This window comes from Haloarcula salina (genome assembly GCF_049603855.1).
Lineage (GTDB): Archaea > Halobacteriota > Halobacteria > Halobacteriales > Haloarculaceae > Haloarcula > Haloarcula salina_A.
The window spans coordinates 1,914,105-1,930,688 of the sequence record NZ_CP187146.1; the positions used below are offsets into that span (position 1 = coordinate 1,914,105).

Sequence of the window (16,584 nt, forward strand, 5' to 3'; positions counted from 1 at the left end):
CGGAGAAGAAGTTAGCCTTCGATCTCGGCCGCGTCTTCGATTTTCATGCCTTCGAGCTTCTCGATGATCTCGTCGATCTTCTCGTCGAGGTCGTCGACGAACTCACCGGTCTGCTCGGTGGTGATCGCACCCTGGCTGGAGGGTTCGATGAGGTTCTCCTCCTCGAGGACGCGGAGGGAGTAGCGCACCTTGTGGTGCGGGTATCCCGTCTCGTTCGACATCTTCACGATACCGATAGGCTCGTTCTCAATAACCATGCGCAGCACCTGCAAGTGGCGCTCCAGCATGTCGACTTCCTTTTCAAGCCTGTCTATCATGGCAATTGTTAACTTGTGTTTGCGGGATTTAAATGTTCCCCTCACATACCCGCCTTTGCCGGTTTTTACTTCGAACAGGTGTGTATTAAAGGCGTCGTAACGGTTCACATGGGTACTGCTGGCGAGGGTGACGTGTGCGGACCGTAATCTGTTTATCACGGAGGCTGGAAGGTCCGTGCGATGACCGTAACCATCGTCGGCTCACAGCTCGGCGACGAGGGGAAGGGCGGCATCGTCGACCTGTACGGCGACGACGTAGATGTCGTCGCGCGCTATCAGGGCGGCGATAACGCCGGCCACACCGTCGTCCACGAGGGCGAGGAGTACAAGCTCTCGCTGGTTCCGAGCGGAGCCATCCGCGGCAAGGTCGGCGTGCTCGGCAACGGGTGCGTCGTCAATCCGCGAACGCTGTTCGACGAGATCGACACGCTGCAGGACCGCGGCCTCGACCCCGACGTCCGCATCGCCGAACGGGCCCACGTCATTCTCCCGTTCCACCGGGTGCTCGACGGCATCGAAGAGGAGGTCAAGAGCGAGTCAGACCAGGAGGTCGGGACCACCGGCCGCGGCATCGGCCCGACCTACGAGGACAAGGCCGGCCGTCGCGGCGTTCGCGTCGGCGACCTGCTCGACCCCGACGTGCTCCGCGAGCGCCTCGAATACGTCGTGCCCCAGAAGCGCGCCGTCGTCGAGGACGTCTACGGCCTCGACATCGAGGACCTGGAGGACCCGGACGCCCTCGACGTGGACGCACTCTTCGAGGAGTTCCGCGAGTTCGGCCGCCGCTTCGAGGCCGAGGACATGACCGTCAACGCGGGCGCGTACCTCTCGGCCGCGATCGACGAGGGCCAGAACGTCATGCTGGAGGGCGCACAGGGGACGATCATCGACATCGACCACGGGAACTACCCCTACGTCACCTCCTCGAACCCGACCGCGGGCGGCGCGGCGACCGGGACCGGACTCAGCCCCGGCGTCGTGGGCGGCGGCGAGATCATCGGTATCGTCAAGGCCTACCTCACGCGCGTGGGCAGCGGCCCGCTCCCGACAGAACTCGGCGGCGTCGTCGGCGACACGCCCGGCTACGACGAGCAGGGTGAGGGCGAGAACGAGGAACTGGCGAACTACATCCGCGAGGAGGGCGGCGAGTACGGCACGGTCACCGGCCGGCCGCGCCGGGTCGGCTGGCTCGACCTGCCGATGCTCCGGCACTCGACGCGGGTCTCCGGCTTCACCGGTATCGCCATCAACCACCTCGACGTGCTCGCCGGCCTCGACGAGGTCAAGGTCGGCCACACCTACACGCTGGACGGCGAGGAGCTGGCGTCGATGCCCGCGACCACCGAACAGTGGGCGCGCTGTGAGGCGAACCTCCGCTCGTTCGACGGCTGGCCCGAAGCCGACTGGCAGGCCATCGCCGACGAGGGCTACGACGCGCTCCCGGAGAACGCGAAGGCCTACGTCGAGTACATCGAGGACGAACTCGACACGCCGGCGTACGCAATCGGCGTCGGCCCCGGTCGCGGCGAGACCATCGTCAGAGAACAGCCGTTCTAGCCGCAAAGCGCTTTTCTATCGGTTCAACACGTCGTCTTCGAGATTCGAGACCGCCGACAGCACCGCGTCCCGGTCGGCCGCCGAAACGCCCGCCGACCGGAGCGCGTCGTCGAGGTGCCCCGCCACCGCCTCGAAGTCGCCCGCCGAGAGGTCGAGGTGGGCGTGGGCCGCCCGCATGTCGTCGCCGTCGTAGGTCGCCGGCCCGCCGGTAACCATCGACAGGAACGACCGCTGGTGCTCGCGCAACGCTTCCACGTCGGTGTCGTCGAAGTACCCGCGCAGGTCGTCGTCGGCCAGCACGCGCTCGTAGAAGTCGTCGACGACCGCTTCCAGTCCCTCATCCCCGCCCAGTCGGTCGTACAGGGTGTCCTCGGTCATACCTGAGCGGTCTCTCCTCCGGGAGATAATGCCTGCTGATGGCGGCAAAGCGTCGACGAGACGGTCAGTATATGGGGTCGAACCGCCGATTCGGGGAACACGCGGCCACGAGTCACGGGAGAGCGGCAGACTTTTGCGACCGCCGGACCTGGCCCAGCGTATGAAAGAGGACCTGATGGAGATTATCTGCTGCCCTCTGGACAAACACGACCTCGACCTGGACGTGACCGAGCGCGAGGACGGCGAGATCATCTCGGGCGAACTGGTCTGTACCGAGTGCGGCGAGGTGTTCCCCATCGAGGACGGCATCCCGAACCTGCTCCCGCCGGACATGCGCGACGAAGCACCGGCATAGGGCCGGGGACTGCGCTCCTCCGCTCCGGGGGCGACAATCGGTTCGAAGCAAGACAGTCAACAGTATGAACCTTTTTCTCCTCGCCCCGTGCAGACAGGTCCGTGCCTGACTCCCTGCCCGTGCACGTCAATCGGACCGGTATCCACAGCCTGGAGGTCCCACACGAGTTCGACGCGACAGGGAGTTTCGACGTGGACATCGTGAACCACGGCGAGTCCCTCCACGTCCATCTCCACCTCGACGACGCGCTCTCGTCGGTCGCGTCCATCGACGCCGCGAACCACCACATCGAGGCCGACAGCGAGCGCCGTATCCGCGTGACCGTCCACGATGACGGACCGGTCCGCGGGAAGCTCAAGATCGTGACCGCCTACGGCGCTGAGACGCGGTACGTCGACATCGTCGTCCCCGAGGGCGGGCCCGAGAACGAACCGGTCATCGTCGACGAGGACCTGGCGAAGCCCCAGCCGAAGACCGAGACAGAGTCCGAACCGCTCCTGGAGGTGCTATCGACCGAGACGCTGTTCGCCGCCGGTGGCGGCATCGTCGCGCTCGTCGTCGGCCTGCTGACGCTGGCACTCACCAGTAATCTCCTTCTCACCCTCGGCGCACTGGTCGCCGTGGCCGGCGTGCTGGGTGCGCTGTATCTCGCCGTCGTGCAGTGAGCGCGGACCGCCGCGCGAGACCCTTCCCACCGCCGCACCCGCTCAGTCGTCCGTCTCCACGCCAGCGAGGTTCCCGTCATCGTCGAACAGCTTCGCGCGGAGATACCGCACGCGGTAGCGGTTCGCCCCCTCGTAGATGTCCGCCTCGCGGATGTCGTCGGCCTCGCCGTCGGCGACGGCGTCGATGACCGCTTCGAGTTGCTCCTTCTCGCTCGGCGTCAGTTCGAACTCGTAGGTCCGCGTCTCCTCGCCTTCGAGCTTCGTCCACTTGCGGGCCGCGGCGATGACCAGCGAACAGGGCTCGCGACAGGGGAACGCGCCCGACCCGCCATCCACGTCGAGGTCCGTCTCGTCGTCGTACTGCCACTCGCGGCGCTTGAGACACTGGGAGTCGTCACAGCAGGCCTCGGCGACCCAGTCGACGTGCTCGTGGCCGTCGCCGCGGTCCCAGGTGTCGATGACGCCGTAGATGCCCGTCTGCCGGGAGACGGTGTCGCGCCAGTGGCTCACGTCGAGGTCGCCCTCGCGCTCGCGGTGCCAGTTCGTGACTGTCGCCGGGTAGAACGCGTCGACGGTCGCGACGAGCTCGTCGGCGGTCAGGCCGGGAAACGCCCAGCCGGTCCGCAGGGACGGCGCGGTCTTGAGCGGGCGATACTGCCCGTCGTCGTCGTGTTTGGCGATCTCGCGCGCGTCGAGCGGATCGTCGTACGCGTCGAGGTCGTCCGAATCCGTCTCGGCGTCGGCCACGTGGCGGACCTGGTACCGTCGCGCACCGTCGGTCAGCGCGACGCGCAGGTGGAGCTGGCCCCACGTCGCCGCGACGCCGTCGGCCAGCGCGTCGTACCGCTCGGCGACGCCGCGCTCGTCGGCGCCTTCGAGCCAGCGGAGGAACGCCCAGCGGTCGTCTTTCTGCGGGGCGACGGCGTGCCAGAAGTACCAGTTGCGGACGTACGGCGAGTCCGTTGCCGCCTCCCGGAGCGTCTCCTCGTCGATGCCGCTTCGCTCCGTCTCGGGCGTTCGGAACGTGTAGCCGTCGGGCTCGCGGTCCACGTGGAGGTCGTCGAAGTCGATACCGTCCGGGGCGGTGTCCACCAGCGCGTCCACGTACTCGCCGTCCATACCCGAAATCGGGGCTCGGCGGGCAAAAGTCGGCTGGTTCCGCCTCGTGCTGCCGGGAGCTGGCGACGTGGCCCGGCGGACGGACAGCGGACCGTCTCAGTCGCCGGTCGCCGGCCGCGCGCCGCCGGTCTCCTCGCGGACCTGCTCGATGGCGGCGCTCACGTCGGCCCCCGCGTCGGCGGCGCGCTCCAGTACCACGTCGGCCATCAGCGGCTCCGTGCCGACGGCTCCGGCGTACCAGATGTCGTGACCGTCGACGGTCGTCGGCACGTCGTAGCCGGTCCGGTAGTCGTCGGTCAGCCCCATGTCTTCCGGGATATCCTCCTGCGTGTGGAAGCCGTCGGCGATGAACAGCGGGACGACGACGATGTCGTCGCTCTCGAAGTGATCCGTCACGTCGTCGACCTCCGGCTCCTCGTCCATGAACAGGGACTGGACCTCGTCGAAGCGGTCGCGCTCGCGGATGCGGTCCGCGTGGTACTGGATGGCCTTCGCGGAGTTCTCGTTGCGCTCGGTCCCGTGGCCGACGACGGCCAGGCCGAACCCCTCGCCCACGTCGGAATTACCCGTGACGGACTGGGCCCGCTGGACGATGACGTCGCTCATCGTGTCGTGGGTCCCGACCGGGCCGCAGTAATGGACGGTCTGGCCCGTGTCGGCGGCGGTCAGCGTCGCGTTCGTGGCGCTCGTGCCGTCGGAGTCCCACAGTTCGGGGTCCCAGCCGTCGAGGCGGAACTCCCGCGGGATGACCTGCTCGGTGAAGTAGCCCTCGGAGATGAACAGCGGGACGAGATACACCTCGTCGGCGTCGACGGTCCGCAGGACCTCCCGGAACGACGGCTCTTCCTTCCAGAACGACTCGCGCACCTCGGCGAACGCGCCGGTCGCACGGATGGTGTCCGCGTGGTCGTAGGTCGGCGTACTCGACTCGGCGTTCAGGTGGGAGCCGTGGGCCGCGATGACGAGCGCGTGGTCCATACGCTCGGTTGGGACGAGCCGGTCTTAGGGCCTTCGCTGGCGGCATCTGGGCACGTTTTTATCCGCCGGGCTCGCGGCTTCGGATATGTCACTCGCAGCCGCCACCCGCGAGGCCGTCCGCGAGCGCCCCGTCCTCTACGACGCGCTCCGGGCCGGCGTCGTCAACTACACCGCCGCCGCGCGCACGCTCGACGTGGACGGCGATGAGGAGGCCATCGCGACCGCTCTCAGACGCTTCGCCGAAGAACTGCCCGACGGTCCGCCCCACGACGCGGACGCTCGGGTGTCGATGCAAAGCGGGCTGGGTCGAACGGACGCCGCCGAGTCGACCGACGAGTGGGTGCTTGCTGTCGGCGACGCCCGGTTCGCGGCGGACGCCGGCTCGCTGACCGGTATCGTCGCCACCGGCGACCTCGGTCCGGCGGCACTGGGGGACGTGCTCGGCCGATTGCGGGCCGCCGACGTGTCCGTCGAGGCGGCCGGCGTCACCGAAGCGTCGCTCGTCGTCGTCGTCACGCGCCGCGACGGGCCCGACGCGCTCCGTGTCGTCGAGGGCGCGGTCGGCCGGTGAGTCGGGGACCGACGAGCCGTTCCGACGCCTTGAAGCGGCCCGGCGCAGTCTCGTTCGACAATGACGCTACGCGTGACGAACACGCTGACCGGCGAGAAAGAGCCGTTCGAGCCACGCGACCCCGACTCCGTTCTGCTGTACTACTGCGGCCTGACGACCTCCGACCCGCCGCACCTCGGCCACGCCCGCGGCTGGGTCCACGTCGACGTGATGTGCCGCTGGCTCGACTGGCTCGGCTACGACGTCCGCCACGTCGAGAACTTCACCGACGTGAACGAGAAGATCGTCGCTCGCGTCGGCGAGGACGGCGACAGCGAGGCCGAAGTAGCCCGCCACTACGTCCGCCAGGTCATCGAGGACATGCGCTCGCTCAACCTCGACCGCGCCGAGGTGTACCCCCGCGTCTCCGAGCACGTCCCCGAGATCATCGACCTCGTCGAGCGCCTGCTCGACCAGGGCCACGCTTACGAGGCCAACGGCTCCGTCTACTTCGACGTGACCAGCTTCGAGGACTACGGGAAGCTCTCGAACCAGTCCGTCGAGGACATCGAGTCCCAGGGCGAGGAGAGCGAGGGGGAAAAGCGCCACCCCGCGGACTTCGCGCTCTGGAAGGCCGACGGCGTCGCGCCCGAAGACATCGCCGACCACCAGCACCCCGGGGCCGCACCGGCCGAGGAGGCCTGCGCGACCGCCCAGACGTGGGACTCGCCGTGGGGCGAGGGCCGGCCGGGCTGGCACATCGAGTGCTCGGCCATGTCGATGACACATCTCGACGAGTCCATCGACATCCACGTCGGCGGACAGGACCTCGTCTTCCCGCACCACGAGAACGAGGTGGCCCAGAGCGAGGCCGCGACCGGCGAGCAGTTCGCGAAGTACTGGCTCCACGTCCGCCTGCTGGAGACCGACGACGAGAAGATGTCCTCATCGCTGGGGAACTACTTCACCGTCAGCGACGCCGTCGATGAGTTCGGCCCCGACGTGCTCCGAACCTTCCTGCTGTCGACGGCCTACACCTCGCGGGCCACCTACAGCGACGAGACCATCGCCGAGGCACGCGAGCGCTGGGACCGCCTCTCGCGGGGCTACGAGCGCGCCGTGGCGGCCTGCGACGACGTGGACGCCTACGCGAAAATGACTGACGAGACGCTCCGGGATGCCGTCGACGCCGCCCGAGACGACTTCGAGGCCGCGATGAACGACGACTTCAACACTCGCGAGGCGACGACGGCGCTGCTCGACCTGACCGCCGCGGTCAACACGCACGTCGACGACCACGAGGAGTACGACTACCGGGGCCTCCGGCGCGCCGTCGAGACCTTCGAGGCGTTCGGCGGCGGGGTGCTGGGGCTGTCCTTCGGCGACGAGGACGGCGGCGACGTCTCGCTCGCCGGCGACGTGATCGACCTCGTGCTCGAACTCCGCGAGCGCGAGCGCGCGGCGGGCAACTACGACCGCGCCGACGACCTCCGGGACGAACTGGAGGCCCTCGGCGTCGAGGTGCAGGACACCGACGACGGGCCGACGTACCGTATCTGAGGACCTGTTTCTACACCGTCACTAACGGCAGACATCCTTTTCCCCTCGCATACACTCGGTAGGGGTACGATGCGCAAGGGGATACTATCGGTACTGATCGGGCTACTCGTCGTGTCGGCCGGCTGTTCGAGCCTGTTGACCGGAGAGACACTGACCTTCGAGTCCTCGCCGGCGGCAGTCGGCGACGGCGCACTCGAGGAGACCGGCTACGAGGAGACGGTCGCGAACGAATCGACCATCGAGCGGACCGTGACCGTCGCCGGGCAAGAGCGAACGGTCCGCATCACGAACCACATCCGGCAGTACCAGCGCGGGATGGAACTGGGGCCGGTCGGCGAGGTCACCGCGGGCCAGTTCATGGTGCTCTCGACGCCGAGCGCCAGCGTTGCCGGGCAGTCGCTGAACCCCGCGGCGAGCTGGTCGAACCAGCGGCTCGTCCGGGAAGTGGCGAGCCGGAGCCGCGGCGTCAGCGACGTCCAGTTCGAGCGCAACCGGACGGTCCAGACGCTCGGTGACTCCCGCGAAGTCTCGGTGTTCTCGGGGACCACTACCATCGAGGGTCAGGAGGTCGACGTACTGGTCCACCTCGCGAGCTTCGAACACGAGGGCGACGTAGTCATCGCGGTCGCCGTCTACCCCGAGGAGGTCGACGAGGAGGGTCGGGTCGACACGCTCCTGTCCGGGCTCACCCACTCGGGGAACTGAGCGCCGCGTGGGACACTGTTTTCTCTCGGGCCGGCGATAGCGGAGTCATGAATCGGGTGTTCGCCGCGGGCGCGGGACTGACGCTCGCGGGTATCGCGGGCTACCTGCTCGGCGTCGTCGCCGCCTATCCGGGCCGCTCGCTGTCGGTGACGGCGGTCATGGTCGGGCTGACGGTGGCCGCCGTGGGATACTCCACGCCGACGGAGGGATCGACGTGATCTCCGCACTGGTGTATGCGGACAGACACGCCGAGGAGTACGACGATCTGACGGCCGCCCGGACGGCGGTGGGGACCACGTGGGTCCACGTCGGGAACGCGAACGCCGAGGAGATCGACGCAGTCCGGTCTGCGTTCGACCTCCACCCGCTCTCCGTCGAGGACGTACAGAACGACGTTCGAGCGAAGGTCCAGGAGTTCGATGCCTACACCTTCGTCCTCGTCAAGTCCGCGTCGCTCACCGCCGGCGACACGACTTTCGACAAGGAGGTCAGGACGACGCCGCTCGGCGTGTTCGTCGGCCGCGACTGGGTCGTCACGCTCTCGACGGGCGAGGTGCGGCCCGTCAAGCGAGTGATGGACGCCGCCGCCCGCGGCGACGAACGCCTCCTTCACCGCGGCCCGGACTTCACCGCCTACCGGGTCATCGACGTCATCGTCGACGCGTACTTCGACCTGCTCGACGAGGTCGAGACGGACATCGAGGCCATCGAGGAGGAGGTGACCGTCTCGACCGACATCGAGACGCTCGAACGCATCAACGACGTGCGTCGGGACCTGCTGTCGTTCCGCAAGCAGGTCTGGCCGGCCCGCGAGGCGGTCGGCGTCCTGGCCCGCGGCGACCCCGACCAGATCCAGCCCCAGACGGAGAAGTACTTCCGCGACGTGTACGACCACCTCGTCCAGATCGTCGACCTGACCGAGACCTACCGCGATCTGGTTGCCGGCGCGCGCGACATCTACCTGAACACCGTCTCGCAGTCGACGAACGAGGTCATGAAGGTGCTCACCGTCGTCGCGACGATCTTCATCCCGCTGACGTTCGTCGTCGGCGTCTACGGCATGAACTTCGCCGACAGCCCCTACAACATGCCGGAACTGGGGTGGCCACTGGCCTACCCCGCAGTCATGCTCGGGATGGGGCTCATCGTCGCCGTCCTCCTCGCTCACTTCCGCCAGCGCGGCTACCTATAGCGCCAGCGGGACGAGCAACACCCCCATCAGCGCGGCCCGCCGGGAGCCAAAGCGGGGCGGCAGGTGGCCCACCGCAGTCGCCGCCCCGAAGGCCCCCACGCCGAGGAGTCCGGCGAAGAGCGCCGAGAGACAGACGAGCAAGCAGACGACGGACAGCGAGAGCCAGCGCGGGTCCAGCCGGCCGACCGTCCGGAGGTAGCGGTCGCCGAGAACGGGAACGAGCACCGCGCCGGCCGCCGCTGCGACGACGACCGCCGCGAGCAGCGCCGGCAGGACGAGCGGAACGGCTGCGCGGTCGAGCGCCACGAGGACGCCCGTTCGCGGCGTTCCGAGCGCGATCAGCGCGAAGAGCGCGAACACTGCCGTCGCCGTGTTGACGCCGCTCGTCGTCACGACGAACGCCCGCGGCCCGCCGTCGGCGACGAGGCCGAGCGCCAGCGTGGCGGCGACGGCGCTCGACACGCCGGGGAGATAGCCGACCGCGCCGCCACAGAGCGTCCCGACGCCGGCGAGCGCGAGGACCGTTCGCGGCGGCGTGGTCACCGCCGCGTCGGCCTGGGCCGGGACACCGGCCCCCTCCAGCGCGGCGAGCAGCACCGGCGCGCCGAACAGCCCCGAGAACAGCGGGACCAGCACGTCAGAGACCGGCAGCGGTCCGGAGACGGGCGCGTCGAGCAACGCGATCCCGAGCAGCCCGCTCGCGGCGAGCGAACAGCACGCGCCCACCTTCCGACGGAGCCCCCGTTCAGTGACCACGAGTAGAGCGGCGATTCCCAGCAGAACTACCGAGAGCCAGCGCTGGAGCAGCGGGTACAGCGCTTCCATCGCCATCGTCAGCGGTACGGCCAGGGGAGCGGCGAACGCCACCGCGAGTCCGCTTCCCAGCGCCGACAGGCGGAGCGCCTCGCGACCCCGGCCTTCGATGACGAGGCGGTGGCTCGGGAGCGCACCGGCCGCCATCGCGGGGTCGGGGACACCGAGTGCCAGCGCCGGGACCACGTCGAGGAAGGTGTGGGTGACCCCGGCAGCGAGCATCGCGACGCCGACGTAGAGCCGGGGCCCCGGGAGCGCGCTCGCGGTGGCGGCGAGCAGGAGCGCGAACGTGTTGGCGTGCAGGCCCGGGACGAGCCCGCTGACGGTGCCCAGCGCGACGCCGCCGCCGACGGCGAGGAGGAGGGCGAGCGTCCCCGCGAAATCGACGGTCGGCGTCACCGGGAGCATACCGGGTCGTCGCCGCCTCCCCGTATTTGAAGGTCAGCACGGGACGGGGAGACAGCGGTCGCTCACTATCGCGTTCGCGTCACTCCGCCGGAACGACCGTCCTCACTCGGCCGAACTGTCGTACAGCTCGTCGAACGTCCGTTCGCCGCGGATCAGTTCGTCGACCCCGTCGGAGAGCGTCACCTCGCCGAAGACGGTCGCCCGGTAGTACGTGTACAGGCCGTCCCGGTCCCGCTCCGTCCGCTGGCGTTTCTCGACGAGGCCGGCGTCGACGAGTTCGTTGAGGTGGTAGTGGAGCGTGCTGTCGTCGATCTCCATCGCGGCCGCCAGTTCCGTCGGACTCGTCTCGCCGCCGTGAACCAGCCGGTAGAGGACCTCGTATCGAGTCCGGTGGCCGACGGCGGCGTGCATCGCCAGGTACTCGTCGAGAGAGAGCACGCTGTCGTCGGGCAACAGTTCGGACGGGTCGTCCGGGAACTCCCCGTCGAACGGACGCGTGTGATCCGTGGCCATCTCGTCCTGTCGTACGAGCGGGGCACTCTTAGCAGTTATCAAGCCGATAAACGCTGAAAACACGTTCTTTTATATATTCGTGTGCGATACGAGACACTATGTCGACCGCGATCACGCGCGATCTCATCACCGACCGGGTCGGGGCCGTCACGTACGACCGCTTTCTCTTCTATCTGATGGGGCCGTACAAGTCGTTCAATCTCAACTACGTGCTCAGCGAGGAGGAACGACGGGACATCGAGGTCGCGGACCTCCCCGGTCCGCTCAGGAAACTCTTTCGCAACAGGGAGGACATCGACGCGGCGCAGGCGCTCTTGCGACGTGTCCAGGGCGCGCTCAGATCGGACCCCGGCGTCAATGCGTTTCTAGCGCTCGATATCGACGTGGACACCGACGACGTGGACGCCGTCACCCAGAGCATCGAGTACGCCCGGTGTAGCAACGCGACGGCGTTCGTGCTCCCGTTCCTCGGACACAACTTCGGCGTCGGCGAAGAGGCCGGGAGCGTCCTCGAAGCGCTGTCGGAGTCGCACGGCGAGCGACTGGTCTTCGTCCACGAAGACGACGTGACGAGCGCGATGATCCGCTCGGCGTCGGTCCGCTGGGACCTGCGGATCGAGACCTACGAGACCGAGGCGGAACTCGTCGACCGGCTCCGGCTGTTCGCGGCCGAGATCATGCATCGGGAACGCCGCGGCGATCTCGACCGCCTCGGTTGAGCGAGGCGACAATTACCTCACCGCTCGACGGCGTGGTGCGGCCCGACCGGCCCGTGCTCGGGACAGGCTCCGGCGATGGGCGTCGCGTTGAGACAGCAGTGCCGGCTGTCGGTCGCAACCAGCCCGGTCGACAGCCGGTTCCCGCAGAGACGACAGTACAGATCCGACTTGGACATGGGTGACAGAGGGGGCCACGGGACCTAAACGTGGCGAGCTTTTTGGTGTGGCGACCGCTCTGAGGAACATGAGCAACGAGTCACGCAGGTCGGCCGGCTTCAAGGACCGGACGCCCGTATCGGCGGCGAGGGAGGCGCTGCTGGCGGCTGTGACGCCACACGAGCGGACCGAACGGGTCCCGCTCCGCGACGCCGACGAGCGCGTGGTCGCGTCGACGGTCACCGCGGAACGCCCGGTCCCGCACTACCGCCGGGCGGCGATGGACGGCTACGCCGTGCGGGCAGAGGACACGTTCGGCGCGAGCCGCCGGTCACCGGCGAATCTCAGAGTCGACGAGGCGGTGGCGGCCGGGACGACGACCCGGGTCCACACGGGGAGCGAACTCCCCGAGGGGGCCGACGCCGTGGTGATGGTCGAGGAGACGGACGCGACCGGCGACTCCGTCGCCGTGTTCGACGCGGTGGCCGGCGGCGAGAACGTCGCGCCGGTCGGCGAGGACGTGGCGGAGGGACAGACGCTGTACGAGGCGGGCCACCGGCTCCGCCCGTCGGACCTCGGGCTGGTGAAGTCCGTGGGCCGCGACGCCGTCGAGGTCTACGAGCGTCCCCGCGTCAGCGTGCTCCCGACCGGGGAGGAACTGGTCCAGGACGACCCCGACCCCGGCGAGGTCGTCGAGACGAACGGCCAGACCGTCGCCCAGTACGTCGAGCGCTGGGGCGGCGAGGCGAGCTATCGCGACGTGGTAACCGACGACGCCGACGCGCTCCGAGACGCCATCAGCGCGGACCTCGATCACGACCTCGTCGTGACGACGGGCGGGTCGTCCGTCGGCGAGCGCGACCTGCTCCCGGAGGTCGTCGACGACCTCGGCGAGGTGCTGGTTCACGGCGTCGCCCTGAAGCCCGGCCACCCAGTCGCGCTCGGCGTCGTCGAGGGGACGCCGGTCCTGACGCTGCCCGGCTACCCCGTGGCCTGTATCGTCAACGCCGTCCAGTTCCTCCGGCCGGCGCTACGGTGTGCGGGCCACCTCCCCCAGACCGCCCCGCCGACGACCGAGGCCGAACTCACCCGGAAGATCGCGAGCGAGCCGGGGACACGGACGTTCGCCCGGGTCGAACTGGACGACGAGAGGGAGCCGACCGCGACGCCGACACGCACCGGCGGCGCGGGCGTCCTCTCCAGCGTCGCGCTGGCGGACGGCTGGGTCGTCGTTCCCGAGTCAATCGAGGGGTACGACGGCGGAACCACTGTCGCGGTCGAGCACTGGGAGTGGTCACAGTGAGCGACCGACGCGAGTTCCGCGACCTCGCCTCGCCCGAGGCGGCCCAGGACGCCGTGGCCGGCCTCGACATCGCCCCGGAACCGGAGACGGTCCCGCTCGACGCGGCCCGTGATCGCGTCCTGGCCGAGCGGATCGACGCGGCCATCGACGTGCCCGGATTCGACCGCGCGAGCATGGACGGCTACGCCGTGCGGGCCCGGGACACCTTCGGCGCGGACGAGGCCGACCCGGCGACGCTGTCCCTCGCCGGCGTGGTCCACGCGGGCGAGGAGCCCGACGTGACCGTCGAGCCCGGAACGGCGGCGGAGATCTCGACCGGCGCGGTGATGCCCCCCGGCGCGGACGCCGTGGTGATGGTCGAGCGGACGACCGAGACCGACGACGGCGTCGAGGTCCGAACGGCCGTCGCGCCCGGCGACCACGTGATGCTGGCCGGCGCGGACATCGCGGCCGGCGCGCGAGCGCTCGGGCCCGGGACGCGGCTCACGCCCAGAGAAATCGGCCTCCTCTCCGCGCTGGGCGTCGACGAGGTCCCGGTCCGCGGCCGCCCGCGCGTGGCCATCCTCTCGACCGGCGACGAGCTGGTCCGCCCCGGCGACGAACTGGACAGCGACGCCGGCCAGATCTACGACGTGAACAGCTACGCGCTCGCGAGCGCCGTCGAGGAGGCCGGCGGCGACCCGGTCATGTATCCTCACGCCGGCGACGACTTCGAGGAGATGGAACGGCTCCTCCGCGAGGCCGCCGACGAGTGCGACCTCGTTCTCTCGTCGGGGTCGACCAGCGCGAGCGCGGTCGACGTGATCTACCGCGTCATCGAAGAGCGCGGCGACCTCCGCCTCCACGGCGTCGCGATCAAGCCCGGGAAGCCGATGCTGGTCGGCACCATCGGCGACTCTGCCTACGTCGGCCTGCCGGGCTACCCGGTGTCTGCGCTGACCATCTTCCGGACGTTCGTCGCGCCGGCGCTCCGCGACGCCGCCGGACTGCCGGCTCCGGAGACGGCCGTCATCACTGGCCAGATGGCGGTCGAAGAGCGCTACGGCGAGGGCCGCAGACGCCTGCTACCCGCCGGTCTCGTGGAGGACGGCTCGGGGGCGACGCTGGTCTACCCCGTCGACAAGGGCAGCGGCGCGACGACGAGCCTCGTCGACGCAGACGGCTTCGTGGACGTATCGCCGGGAACCGATTATCTGGCCGAGGGCGAGGAAGTCGAGGTGACGCTGTTTTCGCCCGCCGTCAGGCCGCCGACGCTGCTGGGGATGGGCGAGGACGACCCGCTGCTCTCGCGCCTGCTCGACGCGGTCGACCGGCCGCGGTATCTCCCGGTCGGGACGGCCGAGGGGCTCCGACGGCTCGGCGAGGGCGTGCCGGACGTGGCCGTCGTCGCCGGCCCGATCGACACCGAAATCGACGCGACCGACATCGGCGGGTGGACGCGCGAGTGGGGCCTGGTCGTCCCCGACGGGAGCGACGTGACTGGCCTCTCGGCCCTCGTCGACGACTCGGTCCGGTTCGTCAACCGCGACAGCGGCTCCGGCCTGCGACGGAGTTTCGACCGCGCGCTCGACGCGCTTGCCGACGAGCGTGGCGTCGACCGGGCCGCTCTCACAGAGCATATCGAGGGCTACGGACTCACGGCGAAGGCCCACGAGAGTCCGGCTCGCAAAGTTCGAGATGGCGACGCCGACGCGGGACTCGGACTCCGCACGACCGCGACGAAACTCGGGCTCGGGTTCGTCCCGCTCGGAACCCAGTCGGTCCGTGTCCTCGCCGCTCCAGACCGCCGCGAGAAGCCGAGCGTCGCCGGCTTCGAATCGACACTCGACGACCTCGAAGCGCGGATGGACGGCCTGGACGGGTTCGACCCTCGCTGACGACGTCGGTACCGAGCGCCACCGAGCACTGACTCTGTCCAGAAGTAACACTCCCGAGAGTACTTTCACCATCGGTACCGCCATACGGTGGGGGGATAGGATCGAACTATCTCAGATAATCCTCACTACGTCTAATTATCCCGATAGTCGAGTTTTATACAACTGAATAGGTACATATTACTATATTATACTGGCAATTGGGCAGGATTGAAACCATACTCGGAAATACGACGGGCGATTCGATGTATACAGCGGAAGGATTGGCAAAAGTCTGACCAGATCTGCGTTTGTTCCCCAGCACTCGGTCACGACAGTCCCAGAATCGACCGCGCCTCCGCCGTCGAGGCGACGGGGCGGCCCAGTTCGTCGGCCACGCGCACCACGCGCTCGACGAGGCGGGCGTTGCTCTCCGCGAGTTCGCCGCGCTCGTAGTAGACGTTGTCTTCGAGGCCGACGCGGACGTGGCCGCCGAACAGCGCACCCATCGTGGCGAAGGGCAACTGGTGGCGGCCGAACCCGAGCGTGTTGAACAGCGCGCCGTCCGGGAGATTGTCGATGGCGTTGAGGAAGTTCGCCGGCGTCGGCGGGGCGAGCGTCCCCGGTCCGAAGATGAGCGTGGCGTACACCGGGTCGGCCAGGTCGCGCCGGTCGAGCAGGCTGTGAACCTCGTTCAGATGGCCGTCGTTGAACACCTCCAGTTCCGGCTTGATGCCGCGGTCGACCATCTCGGCGTGGAGCGAGTCGACCAGCGCGCGGGTGTTCTCGCTGGTCAGGCGGTCGTAGCGGTTCAGCGGCCCCATGTCGAGCGACGCCATCTCCGGCGGCGGGTCCGTCCGCAGCGGCCGGTGGCGAACGTCGTCGGGCGCGCCCGTCCCGCCGGTCGAGTGCTGGATGATCACGTCGTCGGTGTGCCGGCGGACGGCGTCGTCGATCTCCTGGAACCGCGCCGTCTCGAACGAGCGCTCGCCGTTCGGCCGGCGGGCGTGGAGATGGACCACCGACGCGCCCGCGGCCTCTGCCTCGGCGGCCGCTCGCCCGATCTCTTCGGGCGTCTCCGGGAGGTTCGGGTTCGCCTCCTTGCCGTGGACACCGCCGGTCAGCGCCGCGGTGACGATCATCGATTCCTCGGCGAGGTAGTCGTCGTAGCTCACGAGTCCCCGACCTCTGCGTGGGCGCGGTAGATCTCGCAATGGGGCTCGTGATCGAGGTCGTAGCGGTCATTGCAGATGTCGGCCCGCATCGGCTGGACGAACGACGCCGTCGCGGTGCAGTACGCCCGCTCGTGGTCGAACGACGCGTCCCCGTCGGCGTCGCGGTATTCGAGATAGGGGCAGGCCATGTCAGATGATACGAGACAAGTCGTGTTAACGCTTCAGTTGCCTCCGGTGACGTAGTAACACAGGCGTCCACCGGTGACGC

20 protein-coding genes are annotated in these 16,584 nt (G+C 68.8%); 11 read left to right on the forward strand and 9 right to left on the reverse strand.

What is annotated here, in order from left to right:
• Positions 1–11 precede the first annotated feature (11 nt).
• Positions 12–317: a hypothetical protein gene (locus ACOZ4I_RS09755; RefSeq protein ID WP_135304560.1), complete on the reverse strand. Its 306-nt coding sequence runs from the start codon at positions 315–317 to the stop codon at positions 12–14.
• A gap of 180 nt (positions 318–497) precedes the next feature.
• On the opposite strand from ACOZ4I_RS09755, the gene ACOZ4I_RS09760 reads away from it, so the two are divergent.
• Entirely contained in the window at positions 498–1,874 is a 1,377-nt protein-coding gene (locus ACOZ4I_RS09760) for an adenylosuccinate synthase (RefSeq protein ID WP_423998974.1), read from the forward strand.
• Positions 1,875–1,889: 15 nt separating this feature from the next.
• On the opposite strand, the gene ACOZ4I_RS09765 is transcribed toward ACOZ4I_RS09760, so the two are convergent.
• Positions 1,890–2,252 carry a group I truncated hemoglobin gene (locus tag ACOZ4I_RS09765; RefSeq protein ID WP_423998976.1) on the reverse strand — a complete coding sequence of 121 codons (363 nt, stop codon included), beginning with the start codon at positions 2,250–2,252 and terminating at the stop codon, positions 1,890–1,892.
• A 160-nt stretch (positions 2,253–2,412) separates the two neighbouring features.
• Here ACOZ4I_RS09765 and ACOZ4I_RS09770 point away from each other — a divergent pair, with 160 nt between their 5' ends.
• The gene (locus tag ACOZ4I_RS09770) at positions 2,413–2,607 is read left to right on the forward strand and encodes a methytransferase partner Trm112 (RefSeq protein WP_423998978.1); all 195 of its coding nucleotides are present in this window, start codon (positions 2,413–2,415) and stop codon (positions 2,605–2,607) included.
• A 101-nt stretch (positions 2,608–2,708) separates the two neighbouring features.
• Positions 2,709–3,272: a DUF7524 family protein gene (locus ACOZ4I_RS09775; protein ID WP_423998980.1), complete on the forward strand. Its 564-nt coding sequence runs from the start codon at positions 2,709–2,711 to the stop codon at positions 3,270–3,272.
• A 42-nt stretch (positions 3,273–3,314) separates the two neighbouring features.
• Here ACOZ4I_RS09775 and ACOZ4I_RS09780 read toward each other — a convergent pair whose 3' ends face one another.
• Together ACOZ4I_RS09780 and ACOZ4I_RS09785 are read right to left on the reverse strand one after the other, a co-directional pair.
• Positions 3,315–4,391: a DR2241 family protein gene (locus ACOZ4I_RS09780; protein WP_423998982.1), complete on the reverse strand. Its 1,077-nt coding sequence runs from the start codon at positions 4,389–4,391 to the stop codon at positions 3,315–3,317.
• Positions 4,392–4,487: 96 nt separating this feature from the next.
• Complete coding sequence (locus tag ACOZ4I_RS09785; RefSeq protein ID WP_423998983.1) at positions 4,488–5,369, reverse strand: CbiX/SirB N-terminal domain-containing protein; 882 nt, start codon at positions 5,367–5,369, stop codon at positions 4,488–4,490.
• A gap of 85 nt (positions 5,370–5,454) precedes the next feature.
• Here ACOZ4I_RS09785 and ACOZ4I_RS09790 point away from each other — a divergent pair, with 85 nt between their 5' ends.
• The 5 genes from ACOZ4I_RS09790 (at position 5,455) to corA (ending at position 9,376) form a co-directional block, all read left to right on the forward strand.
• On the forward strand, positions 5,455–5,940 hold the full coding sequence (locus ACOZ4I_RS09790) for a DUF7523 family protein (RefSeq protein WP_423998985.1): 486 nt from the start codon (positions 5,455–5,457) through the stop codon (positions 5,938–5,940).
• A 60-nt stretch (positions 5,941–6,000) separates the two neighbouring features.
• On the forward strand, positions 6,001–7,479 hold the full coding sequence (cysS, locus tag ACOZ4I_RS09795; protein ID WP_423998987.1) for a cysteine--tRNA ligase: 1,479 nt from the start codon (positions 6,001–6,003) through the stop codon (positions 7,477–7,479).
• Between the two features lie 69 nt (positions 7,480–7,548).
• Entirely contained in the window at positions 7,549–8,184 is a 636-nt protein-coding gene (locus ACOZ4I_RS09800; protein WP_423998989.1) for a DUF6517 family protein, read from the forward strand.
• Positions 8,185–8,231: 47 nt separating this feature from the next.
• A complete protein-coding gene (locus ACOZ4I_RS09805) occupies positions 8,232–8,402 on the forward strand; it encodes a hypothetical protein (RefSeq protein ID WP_423998991.1) in 171 nt (56 codons plus the stop codon).
• Entirely contained in the window at positions 8,399–9,376 is a 978-nt protein-coding gene (gene corA, locus ACOZ4I_RS09810) for a magnesium/cobalt transporter CorA (protein ID WP_423998993.1), read from the forward strand. Before ACOZ4I_RS09805 ends, corA begins: the two co-directional genes overlap by 4 nt.
• Here corA and ACOZ4I_RS09815 read toward each other — a convergent pair.
• Positions 9,371–10,597 carry a tripartite tricarboxylate transporter permease gene (locus ACOZ4I_RS09815; RefSeq protein ID WP_423998995.1) on the reverse strand — a complete coding sequence of 409 codons (1,227 nt, stop codon included), beginning with the start codon at positions 10,595–10,597 and terminating at the stop codon, positions 9,371–9,373. The two genes, corA and ACOZ4I_RS09815, sit on opposite strands and share 6 nt — an antisense overlap.
• Positions 10,598–10,699: 102 nt before the next feature.
• Positions 10,700–11,110, reverse strand: coding sequence for an ArsR/SmtB family transcription factor (locus ACOZ4I_RS09820; RefSeq protein ID WP_423998997.1), 411 nt, complete (start codon positions 11,108–11,110; stop codon positions 10,700–10,702).
• Positions 11,111–11,208: 98 nt separating this feature from the next.
• On the opposite strand from ACOZ4I_RS09820, the gene ACOZ4I_RS09825 reads away from it, so the two are divergent.
• On the forward strand, positions 11,209–11,829 hold the full coding sequence (locus ACOZ4I_RS09825; protein WP_423998999.1) for a DUF7509 family protein: 621 nt from the start codon (positions 11,209–11,211) through the stop codon (positions 11,827–11,829).
• Between the two features lie 17 nt (positions 11,830–11,846).
• Here the strand turns inward: ACOZ4I_RS09825 and ACOZ4I_RS09830 are convergent, their stop codons facing one another.
• Positions 11,847–12,005 carry a hypothetical protein gene (locus ACOZ4I_RS09830; protein ID WP_423999001.1) on the reverse strand — a complete coding sequence of 53 codons (159 nt, stop codon included), beginning with the start codon at positions 12,003–12,005 and terminating at the stop codon, positions 11,847–11,849.
• A gap of 68 nt (positions 12,006–12,073) precedes the next feature.
• On the opposite strand from ACOZ4I_RS09830, the gene glp reads away from it, so the two are divergent.
• Positions 12,074–13,288 (forward strand): gephyrin-like molybdotransferase Glp, encoded by a 1,215-nt coding sequence (gene glp / locus ACOZ4I_RS09835; protein WP_423999003.1) that lies wholly within the window; start codon positions 12,074–12,076, stop codon positions 13,286–13,288.
• A complete protein-coding gene (locus ACOZ4I_RS09840; RefSeq protein ID WP_423999005.1) occupies positions 13,285–15,165 on the forward strand; it encodes a molybdopterin biosynthesis protein in 1,881 nt (626 codons plus the stop codon). The genes glp and ACOZ4I_RS09840 overlap by 4 nt, the downstream gene beginning before the upstream one ends.
• 305 nt (positions 15,166–15,470) lie before the next feature.
• On the opposite strand, the gene ACOZ4I_RS09845 is transcribed toward ACOZ4I_RS09840, so the two are convergent.
• Positions 15,471–16,316, reverse strand: coding sequence for a 3-keto-5-aminohexanoate cleavage protein (locus tag ACOZ4I_RS09845; RefSeq protein WP_423999007.1), 846 nt, complete (start codon positions 16,314–16,316; stop codon positions 15,471–15,473).
• Complete coding sequence (locus tag ACOZ4I_RS09850; protein WP_423999009.1) at positions 16,313–16,504, reverse strand: hypothetical protein; 192 nt, start codon at positions 16,502–16,504, stop codon at positions 16,313–16,315. Before ACOZ4I_RS09850 ends, ACOZ4I_RS09845 begins: the two co-directional genes overlap by 4 nt.
• Positions 16,505–16,584 lie beyond the last annotated feature (80 nt).